Consider the following 17,181-nt stretch of genomic DNA (forward strand, 5'->3'; position numbering starts at 1 on the left):
ACCACGTCCACTTAGAAAGTATGAATATCCTCTCCTTTATAGTTGACTAATACGAGGGTAACATAGGATAAAAGATTTGCAAATTACGAATTGTTCGACTAAAATCGAACTATACTATTCGATAGGAGTCGAACGATATGCGCGTTCAGTCTGAGTGTAAACCTGTGATGGAATTTCTCCTTAGTTTGAGACTATTTAGAAATCGTACGCATCAAAAACGGTTTGATCTTAATCAGAAATGGAAAGAGGAAGTGGGAACGTCTTTTTCTAAGGAACAGCTGGAGTACATCGACACAGACGCGTTTGAACAGTCGTTGCTATACTTGGATCAACACTTGTTGTTAAGTGATGTACAACCTAAAGGAATTATGGAGTTCTTACAACAGATTAAGAGCGGGCATTGGCCAGAGAACCATCCTAGAAATCCGTATTCCATTCAAAGTGGTGGAAAAGAAATTTATGAAATTTTGCGCGCGTGGTATGATGGGTATTATCACAAAATTGAGGCAAGAGTGACAGCGGGGTTGTGGACGCAAAAGCAACGTGCCGACAAAATTATTGACAAATACCCACTGGTACAAGCTGTTGAACATGTGACGAATGGCATTTACTTAGAAGATATAAAAAGTCGCACCGTCATCCTAACGCCCCACTATCATTGGCGTCCAATTGTGTTATACAAAGACTATGAGGATGTATCTTATTACGCGTATTCAGCAGATGATCTTGTACTATTCCGTGAAACGATTGCTCCTTATTATTTAAGGGTGCAACAAGCACTCAGCGATGAACGGAGATTAGCGCTTTTGCGACTCCTAGTTGGAACTACTAAGAGTTTTGGAGAAATTCACGAAGAGATGGGCTTAGCGAAAAGTACGGTGCATCACCACATCATCACACTCAGAGCTGCAGGCTTAGTACGAGTGCATTCTACATATGGAAAAAATGATCGGTATTCTTACAGAGAAGAAGGGATGGACGCCATGACGCTTCGGCTCCAGCAATTTTTGCATGGAGGTGAGCAGTCATTATGAAAGTCTATATGAGTCGGTCTTTCGTCATTCTCTGGATTGCCCAGTCTGCATCGGCACTCGGAAGCACGTTTACGACGTTCATTATCTCTTTTTTAGTCTATCAATTATCGGATTCATTAATTTTTATGAGTCTTACTTGGATCCTCTTTACCGTTCCAAATATTATTATGAACCTCATAGCAGGTCCATATATTGATAAGTTGCAATACAAAAGTGTCATGATTTTCTCTGAGCTCATGCGGGCTCTAGCGATTAGCGTAATTCTTGTTTTTTCGGTAACGGGTGGATTGACCATTGGATTGTTATTTGCAGCGACGGTTGTTTTTGGACTAGCAGAACCACTGTTTCGTCCTGCTGGAATGGCGTATGTGGCGTATCTACTCCCGAAATCGAAATTGCAACGGGGTAATGCGCTGTTGGAAGGAACGATGCAGCTAACAATGATGCTAGGTCCAGCTTTAGGAGGAGTATTGCTCGCGTTTCTCGGACCCAACTTTGTTCTCATATTAATTACGAGTGTACTAACGGTTTCCGGAGGGTTGCTGCTCTTTTTAACGAAAATCCAAAGAGAAAGGTCAACGGCTGGAGAACGGTGGTTCCAAATGTTTAAGGAAGGGATTGGTTTTTACCGGGTGTTCCCGGTATTGTTTTGGATCGGCATTCTCATGTTGACCATTAATTTTAGTACAGGTGCGGCACAACCAATGTTTTTACCGTATATCCTTGAACACATCGGTGGAACCGAACTTCACTACGGAATATTCATGTCTCTTTTTTCAATCGGGATGATGCTTGGTTCTGTTACGGCGGGCATATGGCAGTCTCCAAAAAACTTGCGCGTAGTGATGTTAGGCAGTCTCACGTGTTCGGGGGTTGCGATGGCAACACTGGCGTTTACGACAACGATTTGGGTCGCTTGGGTCGTGTCGGCGGTCCAAGGATTTATCGCCATGCTTTTTACAATTAATAATACGACGTTTTACCAAAAACGAGTGCCAGAGCATTTGCGAGGTCGTGTATTTGCGGTCAGAACAATTTTGGCACAAGCAGGAATTCCTTTAGGTGCAGGTGTTGGTGGGTTACTTGCAGAAGCTTACAATTTCACGGTGTTATTTATTATTCTTGGAGGATTAATTCTGCTCTCCACAATACTTGCGTGGAGTCATAAGATTTTCTATGAATTAAACAAAGAACATACGATGGCGAAAGGGGTCTCTCATGGAGATTAATCATATTACGTTTTCAGTTAGTCATCTAAAGAAATCTATCGAATTTTATGAAACGGCACTTAATGCAAAGATTCTGGTAGAAGGGGAACGGATGGCCTACTTTGATTTATCCGGAGTTTGGCTTGCGTTAAATGTTCAGACTAACATTCCGAGAAACGAAATTTCACATTCATATACACATATGGCCTTCACCGTCACACCTGAAGAACTCCAGATGAAAAAGGAGATATTTACAAAGATCGGAATTTCATTCGACGAAGGTAGAGACCGGGATAAAGAACGTGAAGGGCATTCCATCTACTTCTCCGACCCAGACGGTCATCGGTTTGAATTTCATACAGGTAGTAGAGATCAGCGAATTGAATATTATAAGGAAGAAAAGAAACCGATGCGTTTTTTTGAAAATGATGACAATCAATGACGTAATCTTTATCGTCCTTCTCTGCTCATTTATTGTGGCAGCTGTAGACTACTTACTCGGTTCAAGACTAGGGCTTGGCCATAAGTTTCATGAGGCATTTCAATTACTCGGCGCTTTAATGATCATTATTGTTGGCATCACTACGATCGCGCCCATCATTGCGACGTCGCTTCAATCAATTGCGGACCCACTTTATGGATTTACAGGTATCGAACCGGCGGCAGTGATTAACACGTTTATCGCCATTGATATGGGTGGTTATGCGTTAGCCGAGGCGCTTCACTACAATGAGGATGCGAAGGTTTTCGCATGGGCGCTTATTGGAACGATGTATGGTCCAACCATTGCATTTACAGTGCCTGTTGCACTCGGAATCATTGAAAAGCAAGACACCCCGCACTTTATTCGAGGTATTCTTATAGGCATTATGTTTGCTCCTATTGGGTGTCTAGCAGGTGGTTGGATGGCTGGGTTTTCTACAGGCATGATGCTGAACAATCTAATCCCAGCGATCGGGTTATCTGGATTTATATTTGTAGGTTTGACGTTCAAAGCGTCATTGGTGATTACTCTTTTTACGATAATTGGAAAGGCCGTAACGGTTGTTGCAGTCTTTGGGTTGATGCTACTCGCCATCGATACATTGTTCGTCACGGTCCCAAACATCGCACCGTTACAAGAGGGAATGGGGATTTTAGGACAAATTGTCATTGTATTGGCCGGCGCTATGCCACTCGTATATGTGATCTCAAAGGTGTTAGAAAAACCTCTGCAAACGGTGGGGGCAAAGATTAACTTGAACAAAGAAAGCAGTGCGGGACTGCTCGTATCTTTAGCACATGCAATTCCTGCATTGGCAATATATAAACATATGAATGAACGGGGAAAGGTTGTTGTAGCCGCTTTTTGTGTGGCGGGGGCATTTATATTTGGTGGTCATCTAGGGTTTGTCGCAGGGGTGAGCCCTGAACATATGACAGCGATGATGATTGGCAAAGGAACGGCAGGTTTATTTGCCATCGCTGGTGCATTGTATGCCACTCGCCATACGAGCCAAACATTGCCCGGGAAATAATAGTGTATGAGGTGATTTGTGTGAGAGAACTTCCATTGCCGACGTCAATTCAAGAAAAAGAGCAATTTTACGCTTCAGTAACAGAGCAACTGCTTGCAGATTTTTCGGGGGAGATCATTGCGATTGGGTTGTATGGCTCGATGGCTACACGCTCGGCTAGCCGTTATTCAGATATCGAAATGCATGTGATTATTACTGACAACTGTACGCTAAAAGAGCACGAATTCGTTTATCCACCGTTTAAGCTTGAGTTGTCTGTAGCAACTGAGCAACAGTTTCTAGAAGGAGCAAAAAAAGTAGATGACAGTTGGGCAATTCGGACTGGCGTGTATATGAACATCCTGCCACTGCACGACCCAAGTGCGCTTTTCAAACGAGCTCGCGAGTTGCCACTTCTTATTGACGAACAAGACATCCGAGCAACGATGCGAATTTTTATGATTTGGGAGCCGTATGAAACAATGGGGAAAATTCGCGGCAACATGGAGATGGAAAACTTTCATTATATACCAATCGGGGCATATGACTTGGTTTGGCAAACAGCGAAACTCATAGGGCTGTGGAACCGGATTTGGTATAGCACGCGTGCGAAAACGTTTCAAGAAGCTCTTGCAGCAGATTCGATTCCGGAAGGGTTTGAACCATTAGTTTCTCGCATTCTAACAGGCAAGTTAGAGGACACAAAAGCTGTTTATGCATGCTGCGAAGCGTTATGGGAAGGATTGAACATATGGTATGAACAATTAGGTATACAGTATATTGAACGAGAAATGCCGCAGTTTAAATAACAAGTGGAAGTTGCAATTCAGGATGTGGTCGTATAGAGTGCGCAATAGAAAAAATGGAGGGTTCGCATGCACTGGATAACAATCTTGCAAATCATAGCAGCGCTGGCGGTGACTACACTAGGCTCGTGGCTTTTTTATCGAAAGTTCAAAGATGTTTACATCGTTCCTGGGATTATGATGATGGTGTGGTTTTTAATTGGTGGTGGGATGTACATTGCATTCATGCTGTTAAGTGATGCGACGTGGTTACTTTTCGCGTTCCCTACGCTTATATTTGGAATGATCGTATGTGCGGCTCTTATGATTATTAGTTTAATCGCCTCACTCGTTGTACGTATACGAAAGATTAAAGAAAAAACGTCTTAATCATAACCCTCAGATCATTTTGGCGCATTGATCTGAGGGTTATCTTTTGCGGTTTAGTTGTGATTGCAAATTTTGAATCTTCCAGTTTACGTGATTGAGCTCTGTACGAAGTTGCTCAAGTTTGTTTTCTAAATGTTCCGGTGCGACTTGACCATCTCGTAGTAGAAGTGAGTTTTCAGCCACTTGTGATTGAAAGGCAAAGCCGGTAGCTGCCTCTGCAGCACTTGTGTTTTCTGTACGAGAAGCTACTTCACGAGCGATTTGTACACCAATCAGGCCGAGAAATGAGGACGTGGTATTCAGGATTGACCCAAAGTAAATCAAGTCCTCCGATATTTGAATGAGCTCGGCATCTCGGCTTGATTGCCCGTTTTTATTTTGCTGATTTTTGCTCATTCGACCACCTCACGTTTCTGGTTACTATTGTATGAGAAAGGTGGGCGGTCTGTGCACTGGATACGGTTAAATCGTTTTTCCTTGGATAGCGGGCTGTTTGAACGAATAAAGCGCAAACCCAAGCGCTAAAATGACGAGTACGCTGCCTGCAAGTGGAGTAGCTGTTACCGACCAGCCATTCACCACAAGGCCTCCTACGCCAGAACCGATCGCAATTCCAAACTGCAATGCCGATGTGTTCACACTTTGTTGAATGTCTGAAGTATCGGGAGCCGTTTTGATGAGATAGCCTTGTTGAGCTGGAGCAATGGACCAACTGAGCATGCCCCATATGACGACAAAAATAGCGAATAGTACTAACGAGTTGACGGCGAATGGCATGGTGGCTAATACGATAAAGAAGAGAACGGTAAAGATAAGTACCGTTTTTTCCGGACCGATTTTGTCGGTGACAAAACCACCGATGCCCCCTCCGCTCACGGCTGAGATGCCAAACACGAAGAATGCAACACTAACCCAAAAAGGTTCAGGATTCATCGTCACATTGAGAAACTCTGCAAAATACGCATAAAACGTATAGTGTCCAGCTAACACAAGCAATGTGACAAGATGTGCTGATGACAGTTTCGTGTGGCGTAAGGAACGTACTTGCTCTCGAACCGTGCTCACTTGTTCTGGTTGAATGGCGTCAAGAAACTTCATAATAACGAGCCCTGCAACGAGTGTTAAAAGAGCAATAATTAAAAAGAGGATGCGCCAACCATATGCTTCACCTATGACGACTCCTAACGGAACACCGAGCACTAATGCAGAACTAACCCCCATTGTAATAATTCCAATTGCTCTAGACTTATACTCTGGTTTTACAATTTTGGGAGCAATCGTGAGTGACAATACGATAATGAGCGAGGCGCTCATCGCTGTGATTACACGAAAGATCACGAGCACGGCATACGTCGGGCTTAAGAAGGCACCGATGTTACTTACGAAGAAAACAGCAAGAGCAATTAAGTATAACCTTTTGCGCTCGAACCGACTCGTTAACGAGAGAAGCACAGGGCCAGAAACGGCAAAAACGAGTGCGAAAATCGTAATGAGTTGTCCAGCAGCGCCGACAGATACGCCAAGATCTTCAGAAATTATCGGCAGAATTCCGCCGATAATCAATTCCACCATACCGACAACAAAGGCAGAAACAGCCAATACATATACTTTGAAATTCATATAAAAGCCCTTCTTTTTTGCGAAAATTAATCCAACTTTCTCATTCTAACGCAAAACATTTTCAGATTCAAAAGGAATCACAAACCGTCAATGTTTGCCCAGGCAATTTCCTTTCAATAGAAAAAGGCTGTTCCTAAAAGTCGGTCAACCGACTTTTAGGAACAGCCTTTATACGTTCTATAAGATGACAGCCGCGAGCCAACCGAAAATGACAAGGGGAATGTTAAAGTGTAAGAATGTCGGTACACACGTATCCCAAATGTGGTTGTGCTGACCGTCCGCATTAAGACCCGAACTAGGACCTAATGTACTGTCCGATGCCGGTGCACCTGCATCACCAATAGCACCAGCTGTTCCGATTAATGCAATCGTTGCAAGGGGGCTAAAGCCCATCGCTGCACAAATAGGTACGAACAGAGCAGCGATAATCGGTACGGTCGCAAAAGAAGAACCGATCCCCATCGTGATGAGAAGCCCGACTAGAATCATGACGATGGCAGCTAGCCCTTGGCTGTCTCCCATCCAAGCTGTGGAAGCATCAACAATCTGCTCAACATGACCGGTTGCTCGAATCACTTCAGCAAATCCAGCAGCGGCAATCATAACAAAAGCAATAAATGCCATCATTTTCATACCATCGGTTAAAAGTGCGTCCGATTCTTTAAATCGAACATTTCTGCTAAACACAAGAATAATGAGTCCGGCAAGACCTGCAAAAATCATTGACCCGTAAATGATTTGAACAATAACCGTTGCAATGACTGCGAGAATCGCAAACGTGATGGAATAAACCGTGTAAGTTACCGATTTGTTTGTGTTATCACTCTCGATAGGTATGTTTTCATACGTTCGTTGCTTACGATACGTAATAAAAACAGCAACGAGTAGTCCAAGGAACATCCCGGCTGTCGGTAACAGCATTGCAAACGACATCGATGAGCCGGCAGGGTCCATTCCGTTCAATTCCATATTTTCAAGAACAATATTATGGAATAGTGCCCCGAATCCAAACGGTAAGAGCATATATGGCGCCTTTAGACCAAACGTCATAATTGAGGCAACCGCTCGGCGATCAATCAAAAGCTCATTTAACACTTGTAAAATTGGCGGAATGAGGATCGGAATAAAGGCAATATGAATGGGGATAGCATTTTGTGACATACAAGAGATTAAAAAGATGACGAAAAGAATGAGCACTTTCGGCAAAGTTTTTGACCGCGATTCTCCTTTTCTGCCAATGAGATGAACAGCCCCATCAACGAGCAACTGTGGCAGTCCCGTTCTAGTGAGCGCCACTGCGAAGGCGCCAAGAACAGCATAACTAAGTGCAATTTCGGCATTTTCTCCGAGGCCTTCGCTGAAGGTAGCAATCGTTCCTTCCATGCCGAGGCCGCCGAAGAGCCCACCAGCCAAAGCACCTATAATGAGGGCAATGACTACATGTACACGCATAAGGCTTAGAATAATCATAAGTAAAACAGCAATAATAACAGCATTCATGAGAATCACCCTTTGATTACTTTAGCTCGATAAATCACTAATGAACTAAAATGTAATCTATCATTTCATAGCAAGACTGTCAACCGTGTATGCTTTCATCAGACAGAATAGTTTGAATTAATTCGTTTCTGTATTCTTTTTCGTTTCACGTATGTGCCGCCAGACACTTCACGAACGTGATGGACGACGATGAATGCGTTAGCGTCAATTTTTTCAACGATCTTTTTTAGATAGAACAGTTGAGGAGTCGGTACGATAATGTACATTACATTTCGCTCTTGTTGTGTATAAATGCCGTGCCCTTTAAAAACGGTAGCACTTGCTGTCATTTTTTGGACAACTTCTTCAGCAATTTCAGGTGCTTTGTTAGAGACAATATTCACTGCCCGTCTCGTATTGACTCCTTCTAAAACAAAATCAGTCGCTTTCTTTCCGATAAATAGCGCAATGATGGTGTACATCGTATACACAGGTCCAATAATAAAAACTCCGCTCAGGACGATCATGAGGTCTAGAATAAAGTTCGTAGCTGTAAGATCGAAACCGAAACGAAAATTCAGCATTCTCGCAATAATCGATGTACCACCCATGGAGCTACGTGCTCGGAAAATAAGCCCAAATCCAGCACCTGTAAAGATCCCTGCAAAGATTGCAGCAAGTAGCGGATCGTTAATTGGAGATCCTAGGCCTTCTGTGAGAAAGATAAACAAGGAAAGTAGTGGGATGTTCACGAGCGATAACATCACCATACGTCGTGGAAGAAACCGATAACCGATCGCTAGAAGAATGCCATTTACGATGAATGTTACGAGTGCGGGTGATAAATTGAGGCCATAATAGAGTAGTAATGAAAGTCCAGCAACTCCTCCTTCAGCAAGTTGATTTGGCATTGATAATAGTGTGATGGACATGGCAAATAATAAGGTGCCCATCGCCATCACGAGAAAATCTTTAATCGTATTCACCATTCTTCACCTCCATTAATCATGATCATCATAACACTTCCACTGTGACAATATTCGTACATTTCTTTATTATGGAAAATAAGATCAAGAGAGGAGTGTGTATCATGAAAGCAGTAGGATTTTATCATGATGGAAACTTGGAAGATGTTACGGTTCAACAACCTGAACCTACGGAGCGTCAATTGCTCGTAAAAATCAAAGCGGTATCCGTGAACCCCGTCGACACGAAACAATTTACGGCTGGTGTTGGTCAGTTTGAAGAGCCACGAATTCTTGGTTATGATGCTGCTGGTGTCGTTGAACGAGTTGGCGATGAGGTCGAACAATTTCAAGAAGGCGATGAAGTTTACTATGCGGGTGATGTCACAAAGCTTGGCACGAATAGTGAATACCATCTCGTGGATGAGCGTATTGTGGCGAAGAAACCACGGTCGTTATCTTTTTCCGAGTCAGCTGCAGTGCCTTTAACGACAATTACTGCTTGGGAAGCTTTATTTGATCGAATGGGTGTGAAGAAGCAGCGAGAAGAAAACGCGGGGAAAAAGTTGTTAATCGTCGGTGCAGCCGGAGGCGTAGGCTCAATGGCAATTCAGCTTGCGAAATGGGTTGGTCTTAGCGTTACGGCGACAGCGTCTCGTAAAGAAACGAAAGAGTGGGTGCACGCATTAGGTGCAGATCACGTGATCAATCATGGAGACATTTTAGCTGATGGACAAGATTTGTATTCGTATGTCTTGTGTTGCACTCATCTATCTGACTACTGGGAAAGCATTACAGCTGCTTGTGCGCCGCAAGGAAACATTTGCAGCATTGTCGCTGAAGAGCCTTTGGACCTTTCACTACTGAAAACAAAAAGCATCACGTTTAGTTATGAGTTCATGTTTACTCGCTCAATGTATGAAACCGATGACCAAATTGCACAGCATGAATTATTAACAGAAGCTGCTCAGCTTTTTGACGAAGGTGTGCTAAAATCAACGGTTCAAGACGTATACTCACCGATTAATGCGCAGAATATAACACATGCTCATGAGAAACTGAAAAGCGGGCGTGTGATTGGTAAAATTGTCGTCGAGTCTTTTTAACGTTTTCGCCAAATTGCACGCATATATCCAATCAGAAACCCTGCCTTTATTAAGTTTGACATGCTTTGACTTTGAAAAGACGCTTGGGCAATGGCAAGTGAACAACCTGCCTGAGCGCTTTTTACGATCCTCGTGTGAATCAGTTTTTGATGATGCCCTTTACGACGCTCTTTAGGGAGTGTACCTGCTCCGGTAAGGTTGGCCACATCACGAGCGATGTGGAGAACGCCAAAACTATCGTCTCGATGATAATAAAACCAATTCGGCTCGTTCATTAATTGCTCGTTATTGATTCCAATCGTTTCTGAAAAGGATGAAGGCATGGCGAATGAACCGGCATACAGCTTCCCGAAATACGATGAATCGTTACCGGTTAATTGTGTCGACAACTCATTGTCGGAAATGCTCGTGTCGGGATTAATCGGCTTAAAAAGGCAAACATGGAACCCTGCTTGATAAAATCCATATTCTGACAAACCACGTAGCAACGGTTCAATGTTTGTCGTAGGAGCGATGTCAAACGTGGGCGTGAGATTGTGCTGTTTGTAAAAGTCAATTATTTCAGGTAATAATGGCAAGTGACTTGGGCTTAGAAGTCGTACAGTATTGAGGGAAGGGCCTGGGATTTTCTTTACGATGAAAGCCTTTGCGCCTTCAAACACCCCCATTTCTACACCCATCGGGTTACCTGGCTGATCCATATATGACTGCAAACGCTGTTGAAGCGTATACGCTTCAACAGCTTCCATTTTTTTACTGAGCTGTGAGGTTACGAGCAAAAGTCTCGCTCCTTTCAAGGTTCTGTTTCCTATCATTGTACTTTACTTTAGAAAACGTTGTTGTAGAATTTCTAGTGAGAGGGTACACTATAATGAGAAAATTGGACTCGTTTGCCGCATCCACATATTGTTCACACGCTTATTTGTGGATTTGCGGTTTTTTTGTGCGAATCATGGTAGACTATATAGAGATATCATCGGCGTCAGAGGAAAGAGGGGGACAATGAGAAGTAATGTAAAAGTGGACAAAACAATGGATAAGGCAACGACGACCTCAACCGCATCTGCCTCCCTATCGGTTCCACGTCAAAGCATTTCAAAAGTCATCGCTGAGACAGTTAAAACAGGGATTGTTAAATCAAATCTGATTGCGATGTTTGCGGGTATAGCACTAGCTTTATATGCCAACCAAGTAAGTCCATTGCAAATGATCCCAGAAATTGTGCTCGCAACGATTGGTTCAGCATTTATTATCGGTGCTGCCGGCACGTTTAACAATGTATATGATCGAGATATTGATAGCATCATGGAACGTACAAAGAACCGTCCTACAGTGACGGGAGTCATGCCTGTACGTACTGCACTTATATTTGGAACGACAATCGCTCTTTTAGGGCTACTCGCTTTATTCTTTGCATCACCACTCGCAGCATTATTCGGGTTTATGGGTCTATTTCTATATGTTATCCCTTACACGATGTGGTCAAAGAGACGGTCGATTTATAACACTGAAATTGGAAGTATTTCAGGAGCAATGCCTCCGCTTATCGGTTGGGCAGCCATTTCAACGGATATGCTTAGCGCGGGTGTACTTGGACTATTTGTCGTAATGCTCTTATGGCAAATGCCACACTTTTACGCGATTGCCATTCGTAAGCATGATGAATACAAAGCTGCTAAAGTGCCAATGCTACCCGTTGTTAAAGGATTAAGACGCACATACGTGCAAACGAACGTATACTTAGTTGCACTTATTTTTGCCAGCTTTTTGTTTATGCCGCTCAGTTTAGGGATTGTGCTCGTTGCACTCCTCTTAGGAGTCGGCTGGTTGTTGCTTAGTGTGATCGGGTATCGGCGGATGGATCCCCAAAAATGGGCGAAATCCATGTTTATTTACTCTCTAAACCATATGAGTATTTTATTTGCAACGATTATCTTGTATTGCATTGTTGCAACGGTATTTTAATGAAAAATAACAAGCTGCCATAAAAGAGCATCATCTTTTATGGCAGCTTGTTTATTGCAATGAATTGTCCTTACGGTGATCCTCTAGTAAGGCATTGCAACCATACGCCCGATTGTGCTTCCACTAAATGGTCATGAACAAAGCCAAATTGCCGATATAAATGAAGAGCAGGTGTATTCAAGCTTCCAGTATGAACGTGTATAGGCGTTTCAGGGATGGAATGGGTGAGTAAATGGTTAACGAGACGTGTTGCGACCCCTTTTCTGAAGTAAGACGGGAGTACGCATAACCTCGTAATTTGTGCTTTGTTCGCTTCAGTTTCAAAGGCGATAAATCCAAGCAGCGTATCTTCTTCAAAACAACCGAGAAAAGTTTCCGTACTTGATTGAATCGAATGAACGGTATCTTTTAGATAAGGAATGCCGTCGAATCCAATCACTTTCGCCTCTTCTTCATATGCGGGGCACTGAACCGTTAAGATTTCTTCTGCGATGCCCGGTTCACTCGTATTCACGAATCGAATTTGCAATGAGACCCTCTCCCTTCATGGGATTTTTTCCGAACAATCGATCAATTCACATCATTGTAGCATAGGTTGGCCATCTATACGATTGCCTTTTCGTATACCGTATGTTTCGTTTAGCAAATAGGCGACGATTGAATCACTGAAAAAAATGGGAGAAATTACAGAAAAAAATGATCATTGAAGGAATTAATTAATGTTATGATGAAAGTTACGGAGATGGAGAATGTTGAGGAGGAATTTCTTTGAATCAACCGAGAACTCAATTACAAGAAATTATAGAAGCTGTTGAACATGTCGTAGTCGGAAAACGTGAAGTCATCACACTAACGCTTACTGCACTTTTAGCACGTGGTCATGTACTTATTGAAGATGTTCCTGGTGTTGGAAAGACAATGCTCGTTCGTTCAGTAGCTAAAGCAACAAGTGCCGATTTTAAACGGATTCAGTTTACCCCGGACTTACTTCCATCCGACGTCACGGGTGTATCAATATATAATCAACGCACGCAAGAATTTGAATTCCGCCCTGGACCGATTATGGGGAATATTGTGTTGGCTGATGAGATCAATCGCTCCTCACCAAAAACACAATCAGCGTTGCTTGAAGCGCTTGAAGAAGGCATGGTTACCGTCGACGGTCAAACCCATCAACTGCCTGAGCCTTTCTTTGTCATGGCTACGCAGAATCCAATTGAGCACGGAGGGACGTATCCGTTGCCCGAAGCACAACTGGATCGCTTTTTATTCCGTATTCAGATGGGATACCCAAATGAAATGGAAGAACTGGATATGCTGGACCGAACAGAGAATACTCATCCGTTTTCGCATTTGCAATCGGTCATTTCAGTAGATGAAATTGAACAATTACAACAAGAAGTCACCGGCGTATATGTCGATGATTCGGTGAAGCAGTACATCGTCGCCATTGTTAGGGAAACGAGAGATCTTGAAGGTGTCGAGCTTGGCGTCAGCCCGCGTGGTTCAATTGCGCTCATGCGTGCGAGTCAAGCGTATGCTTATGTGAATGGTAGAGAATATGTGCTTCCTGATGATGTGAAATACCTTTCACCATTCGTACTCGGTCACCGGTTGGTACTTCAGACCGATGTATTGGGTGTACAAGGGGAAGATACTGCCCTGATTGAACGCGTGTTAAAGCGTGTAAACGTGCCAGCAACCCGGAAAGATAGCGTACGATGAAGTTCAAATACGGGAACTTTTTCGGTCTCGTGTTCCGACTGTTGTTCACGGTCATTATGATTGCCGTGTTATACAGCTATGCCATGTTTCAAGGTGGATTTATTAGTTGGTTTTTATTTTATAGTGTGGTAACCATCGTCGTTCTTGGCATGCTCTCGACCGTCACGCCACTCAAGTTTGTGCAAGTGAGCCGTACGATTCGTGACCAGCAACTTAAGAACGGGGATCATACGACGGTTGAAGTGACCGTAAAGAAAACAGGCCCATTCCCTCTCCTTTATTTAGGCGTCATGGATGAAGTGCCAAAAGGGGTGCGAATTGAAAGTCACCCTGGTGCATTCTTTTTTATGTTGTTTGCCAAAGAGAAGACATACAGTTATGTGGTCAAAGGTGTTAAACGTGGATTGTACCCGTTCGATCACTTCACACTTGAGACAGGGGATATGATTGGATTCTTTCGCCGAAAAGCGATAAAAAAAGTGACGAATGAGCTTGGTGTATACCCGAACCTTGCCACGCTCCCCGATTCGTTTTTGCAAAGGAAGATGCAACCACACCACTTGGCGAAACTTGAAGGCGGTGGACAGGCAAAATCAAGTTATGATGAGACGATGGATTTTTCTAACGTGCGTGAATATGTAGCCGGTGACCGCTTGTCAAGTATTGACTGGAAAGTCACCGCCCGCCAGAACAAGTTAGCAACAAAGGCTTTTGACCGTGAAGAGAGTCGAGGGTATACGGTCATGTTTGATACGAGGTCGGAAGACAATGGTGCATTTGAGTCTGCGATTGAATGGACAGCAGGGCTGGTCGATCATAGTTTTGAACATGGGATTCTGATGAATTTCGCTGCTGTAGGTGAAACTTCTTATACGACGAAGAAAGGGCAAGATCATGCGCATTTACGACACGTGATGAATATCCTTGTCAAAATCACTCCAACAGCAGGTATGAAACGCGCGCCCATTCAAAAAGGTTTCCAATTTCTAAACACGGTGATTTATGTGACCCCTACCCTTCATGACGGTGCCGTTGCGGATGTTCGCAAGCTAAAACAATTGGGGCAGCATGTGATTGTTTTTTACGGAAATCACGAAGCAGCGCCGATCCAATTCAAACAGATGCGTATTCCGACAATAGAAATGCCGCTCACTCATCAAACCGATGTACGTCGAGTGTCGAGAAGGAGGAGCAGCTGATGAAAAGTGGGACATCTTTTTTTCAAAACCCTCAACACGTATTTTTGTATCTGCTCACATACATTTTATTGGCTGAGTGGTTATTTCCATTGCCTTATTTTACGGATACCGGATACGTGCACGTATTCTTGTTATTAACGGCATTTCTTTTTGTTGTCAATGCAATTTCAATGCATTTCTTACTCCGGCTTTTGTTTGTCACAGTTGCAATCTTGTATAGTATGCATACGATTTTCTTTCAAGATGTATTTTTGGGAATCTCGTGGTGGCAAACGTTCTTTTCGATGACGTTTGAGCAAACGCTGCTCATCTTTACAGGTGATTTGCATGCTTTGAACGAAATGTACCGCTCCTTTTTGTTTATGATTCTTTTAGCACTCATGAGCTTTCTCACGTTTTATTGGGTTGTCTACGTCAGGCGAATGATGTTTTTCTTTATATGTTCAGTTATTTATGTTGCTGTTCTTGATACATTTACGCTTTATGACGGCTCATGGGCAATGCTCAGACTGTTCATTATTGGGTTTGTGCTCGTTGCACATCTAAAGATGTCACGGTTATCATTAACGTATATGAACATTTCCATGAGGCACTGGTGGCGTTGGTCGATCGTCACGCTAGTCGTCGTTAGCATTGCAACGACTGCAGCTGTCTCAGCGCCAAAGTTGGCGCCGCAATGGCCAAATCCAGTTCCTTTCATTCAAGCTGCAGGCGGTTTTGGCACGGAATATGATACAGGCAACCGCAGGATTGGTTATGGGGATCATGACGATCGTCTCGGCGGAGGTTTTGAAATGGATGATACACCCGTCATGTATGCATCCGTTGATAACCCTGGGTATTGGCGTGGTGAGTCCAAGCATGTGTACACCGGTCATGGCTGGGTAACAGAACAACATAGTGAAGCGATTGAAGAGAGAGGCAACGTGCAGCTTTATGGAAATGACACAGAAGTAGAAGAGCAATCGGCGCATGTGACGTATACACCCATGTTTAGCGCCAATGATATGATTTTTACGCAAGGAGAGTTTTTAGAAGCTCGTTCAAATGACAACCTCATGAATTATTATGTAGATTCGGTGAGCGGAAGAATTGAGATGGGGACGGGTTACAATGAAGAAGCAGGCATGGAAATTGAGTATAACGATGCCGACTTCTCGATAGAACGGATGGAGTATACGCCATTAGACGACAGTGATGACCCGGAAGCGATTGTGTCCCGGTATTTGCAATTGCCAAACGAGCTTCCAGACCGGGTTCATTCCCTTGCCGATGATTTGACTTCTGAGAGTGAAAATCGATATGACGCTGTAAAGGCCATTGAGACACATTTGCGGCTTGAATACGACTATGAAATTGAGAACGTACCAATCCCTGAAGAAGGACAAGATTATGTCGATCAGTTTTTATTCGACACCCAAATTGGTTATTGTGATAACTTCTCTACCGCAATGGTTGTGATGCTGCGTTCCCAAGACATTCCAAGTCGCTGGGTCAAAGGGTTTACGTCTGGTGAGCTTTTTGGCACAGAAGACAACCAGAGCGTGTACGAGGTATCGAATTCTAATGCTCACTCGTGGGTGGAAGTGTATTTCCCTAATGTCGGATGGGTACCGTTTGAACCGACACCTGGCTTTGATAATGAATCATCACACGTGTACACGGACATCGAGATTGGGGATACCGAAGACGTGGACCCGATGGACGATTATGACCCTCTATTAGATGAGCAACAAGAAAACGCTGGGCTTGAGGAAGAGGAAGAAGGCGCAGCGGCTGTAGGCGGTGACTCATCATTCCCGACGGGTTTAGTCGCTGTTCTACTCGGAGTCTTCGTGACCATCGCAGCAACGCTGTTTTTCTTACGGAAAAAACTCATTTATGCATGGATGAAACGAAAACACCAGTCAGTTCAGTCAAAAAGGGACTTTTTGCAAGCGTATGAATCTGTGTTGTGGTATTTGAAGTTTATTGGATTAACGCGGGCAAAACATGAAACACTATTAGAGTATGCGTCGAGAATTGATTTTCGTTTTCAAGATGAGCAAATGAGCGTGTTAACGAATGTGTATCATGACTTGTATTATGGAGCTAAAGATCCGGTTATTCCCGAAAAGACAAATGGTCATATCCAGAAAATGTTTGATTATATTCACAAGAGCAGTTCGTCGTTGCGTTGACCATTCTATCGTATATTGATAAAATTAAT

17 protein-coding genes are annotated in these 17,181 nt (G+C 43.4%); 11 read left to right on the forward strand and 6 right to left on the reverse strand.

All coding sequences use genetic code 11. The features are described 5' to 3' along the window. Window positions 1-137 precede the first annotated feature (137 nt). The 6 genes from ACE1TF_RS10150 to ACE1TF_RS10175 all read left to right on the forward strand — a co-directional run bounded on the left by ACE1TF_RS10150 (window position 138) and on the right by ACE1TF_RS10175 (window position 4,913). A complete protein-coding gene (locus ACE1TF_RS10150; protein WP_375016443.1) occupies window positions 138-1,034 on the forward strand; it encodes a helix-turn-helix domain-containing protein in 897 nt (298 codons plus the stop codon). After that, window positions 1,031-2,263 carry an MFS transporter gene (locus ACE1TF_RS10155; protein ID WP_375016445.1) on the forward strand — a complete coding sequence of 411 codons (1,233 nt, stop codon included), beginning with the start codon at window positions 1,031-1,033 and terminating at the stop codon, window positions 2,261-2,263. The genes ACE1TF_RS10150 and ACE1TF_RS10155 overlap by 4 nt, the downstream gene beginning before the upstream one ends. Then, window positions 2,253-2,684: a metallothiol transferase FosB gene (gene fosB, locus ACE1TF_RS10160; RefSeq protein ID WP_042399838.1), complete on the forward strand. Its 432-nt coding sequence runs from the start codon at window positions 2,253-2,255 to the stop codon at window positions 2,682-2,684. The genes ACE1TF_RS10155 and fosB overlap by 11 nt, the downstream gene beginning before the upstream one ends. Beyond that, window positions 2,668-3,759, forward strand: a complete 1,092-nt coding sequence (locus ACE1TF_RS10165) for an ethanolamine utilization protein EutH (RefSeq protein ID WP_375016893.1) — start codon at window positions 2,668-2,670, stop codon at window positions 3,757-3,759. The genes fosB and ACE1TF_RS10165 overlap by 17 nt, the downstream gene beginning before the upstream one ends. 20 nt (window positions 3,760-3,779) lie before the next feature. Next, window positions 3,780-4,547 (forward strand): kanamycin nucleotidyltransferase C-terminal domain-containing protein, encoded by a 768-nt coding sequence (locus ACE1TF_RS10170; protein WP_375016447.1) that lies wholly within the window; start codon window positions 3,780-3,782, stop codon window positions 4,545-4,547. 66 nt (window positions 4,548-4,613) lie between these two features. Next, a complete protein-coding gene (locus tag ACE1TF_RS10175; RefSeq protein ID WP_375016449.1) occupies window positions 4,614-4,913 on the forward strand; it encodes a hypothetical protein in 300 nt (99 codons plus the stop codon). Window positions 4,914-4,952: 39 nt separating this feature from the next. Here the strand turns inward: ACE1TF_RS10175 and ACE1TF_RS10180 are convergent, their stop codons facing one another. From ACE1TF_RS10180 to ACE1TF_RS10195, 4 genes are all read right to left on the reverse strand, one after another. Continuing rightward, window positions 4,953-5,309: a hypothetical protein gene (locus ACE1TF_RS10180; protein WP_375016451.1), complete on the reverse strand. Its 357-nt coding sequence runs from the start codon at window positions 5,307-5,309 to the stop codon at window positions 4,953-4,955. Window positions 5,310-5,375: 66 nt separating this feature from the next. Next, window positions 5,376-6,533 carry an MFS transporter gene (locus ACE1TF_RS10185; protein WP_375016453.1) on the reverse strand — a complete coding sequence of 386 codons (1,158 nt, stop codon included), beginning with the start codon at window positions 6,531-6,533 and terminating at the stop codon, window positions 5,376-5,378. A gap of 177 nt (window positions 6,534-6,710) precedes the next feature. Further along, a complete protein-coding gene (locus tag ACE1TF_RS10190) occupies window positions 6,711-8,033 on the reverse strand; it encodes a Na+/H+ antiporter family protein (protein ID WP_375016455.1) in 1,323 nt (440 codons plus the stop codon). A gap of 98 nt (window positions 8,034-8,131) precedes the next feature. Next, complete coding sequence (locus ACE1TF_RS10195; RefSeq protein WP_375016457.1) at window positions 8,132-9,001, reverse strand: YitT family protein; 870 nt, start codon at window positions 8,999-9,001, stop codon at window positions 8,132-8,134. A gap of 101 nt (window positions 9,002-9,102) precedes the next feature. On the opposite strand from ACE1TF_RS10195, the gene ACE1TF_RS10200 reads away from it, so the two are divergent. Continuing rightward, entirely contained in the window at window positions 9,103-10,083 is a 981-nt protein-coding gene (locus ACE1TF_RS10200) for a zinc-binding alcohol dehydrogenase family protein (protein WP_375016459.1), read from the forward strand. Here ACE1TF_RS10200 and ACE1TF_RS10205 read toward each other — a convergent pair. Beyond that, entirely contained in the window at window positions 10,080-10,862 is a 783-nt protein-coding gene (locus ACE1TF_RS10205; RefSeq protein WP_375016461.1) for a hypothetical protein, read from the reverse strand. The two genes, ACE1TF_RS10200 and ACE1TF_RS10205, sit on opposite strands and share 4 nt — an antisense overlap. Before the next feature lie 223 nt (window positions 10,863-11,085). Between ACE1TF_RS10205 and cyoE the strand changes: the two genes are divergently transcribed. Further along, on the forward strand, window positions 11,086-12,048 hold the full coding sequence (cyoE, locus tag ACE1TF_RS10210; RefSeq protein ID WP_081829156.1) for a heme o synthase: 963 nt from the start codon (window positions 11,086-11,088) through the stop codon (window positions 12,046-12,048). 70 nt (window positions 12,049-12,118) lie between these two features. Here the strand turns inward: cyoE and ACE1TF_RS10215 are convergent, their stop codons facing one another. After that, window positions 12,119-12,577 (reverse strand): GNAT family N-acetyltransferase, encoded by a 459-nt coding sequence (locus ACE1TF_RS10215; protein WP_375016464.1) that lies wholly within the window; start codon window positions 12,575-12,577, stop codon window positions 12,119-12,121. A 239-nt stretch (window positions 12,578-12,816) separates the two neighbouring features. On the opposite strand from ACE1TF_RS10215, the gene ACE1TF_RS10220 reads away from it, so the two are divergent. From ACE1TF_RS10220 to ACE1TF_RS10230, 3 genes are read left to right on the forward strand one after another with little or no spacing between them, the layout of a single operon-like run. After that, complete coding sequence (locus tag ACE1TF_RS10220) at window positions 12,817-13,773, forward strand: AAA family ATPase (RefSeq protein WP_375016466.1); 957 nt, start codon at window positions 12,817-12,819, stop codon at window positions 13,771-13,773. Then, complete coding sequence (locus ACE1TF_RS10225) at window positions 13,770-14,972, forward strand: DUF58 domain-containing protein (RefSeq protein WP_375016468.1); 1,203 nt, start codon at window positions 13,770-13,772, stop codon at window positions 14,970-14,972. Before ACE1TF_RS10220 ends, ACE1TF_RS10225 begins: the two co-directional genes overlap by 4 nt. Continuing rightward, on the forward strand, window positions 14,972-17,152 hold the full coding sequence (locus tag ACE1TF_RS10230) for a transglutaminase domain-containing protein (RefSeq protein WP_375016470.1): 2,181 nt from the start codon (window positions 14,972-14,974) through the stop codon (window positions 17,150-17,152). Before ACE1TF_RS10225 ends, ACE1TF_RS10230 begins: the two co-directional genes overlap by 1 nt. Window positions 17,153-17,181: the final 29 nt, after the last annotated feature.

The sequence above is a fragment of the Geomicrobium sp. JSM 1781026 genome (assembly GCF_041949955.1).
Taxonomy (GTDB): domain Bacteria; phylum Bacillota; class Bacilli; order Bacillales; family Marinococcaceae; genus Geomicrobium_A.

Coding starts and splice junctions, on each gene's coding strand:
- ACE1TF_RS10150 (WP_375016443.1), top strand. CDS start 138: ATGCGCGTTCAGTCTGAGTGTAAACCTGTGATGGAATTTCTCCTTAGT.
- ACE1TF_RS10155 (WP_375016445.1), top strand. CDS start 1,031: ATGAAAGTCTATATGAGTCGGTCTTTCGTCATTCTCTGGATTGCCCAG.
- ACE1TF_RS10190 (WP_375016455.1), bottom strand. CDS start 8,033: ATGAATGCTGTTATTATTGCTGTTTTACTTATGATTATTCTAAGCCTT.
- fosB (WP_042399838.1), top strand. CDS start 2,253: ATGGAGATTAATCATATTACGTTTTCAGTTAGTCATCTAAAGAAATCT.
- ACE1TF_RS10225 (WP_375016468.1), top strand. CDS start 13,770: ATGAAGTTCAAATACGGGAACTTTTTCGGTCTCGTGTTCCGACTGTTG.
- ACE1TF_RS10165 (WP_375016893.1), top strand. CDS start 2,668: ATGATGACAATCAATGACGTAATCTTTATCGTCCTTCTCTGCTCATTT.
- ACE1TF_RS10200 (WP_375016459.1), top strand. CDS start 9,103: ATGAAAGCAGTAGGATTTTATCATGATGGAAACTTGGAAGATGTTACG.
- ACE1TF_RS10185 (WP_375016453.1), bottom strand. CDS start 6,533: ATGAATTTCAAAGTATATGTATTGGCTGTTTCTGCCTTTGTTGTCGGT.
- ACE1TF_RS10180 (WP_375016451.1), bottom strand. CDS start 5,309: ATGAGCAAAAATCAGCAAAATAAAAACGGGCAATCAAGCCGAGATGCC.
- ACE1TF_RS10230 (WP_375016470.1), top strand. CDS start 14,972: ATGAAAAGTGGGACATCTTTTTTTCAAAACCCTCAACACGTATTTTTG.
- cyoE (WP_081829156.1), top strand. CDS start 11,086: ATGAGAAGTAATGTAAAAGTGGACAAAACAATGGATAAGGCAACGACG.
- ACE1TF_RS10195 (WP_375016457.1), bottom strand. CDS start 9,001: ATGGTGAATACGATTAAAGATTTTCTCGTGATGGCGATGGGCACCTTA.
- ACE1TF_RS10175 (WP_375016449.1), top strand. CDS start 4,614: ATGCACTGGATAACAATCTTGCAAATCATAGCAGCGCTGGCGGTGACT.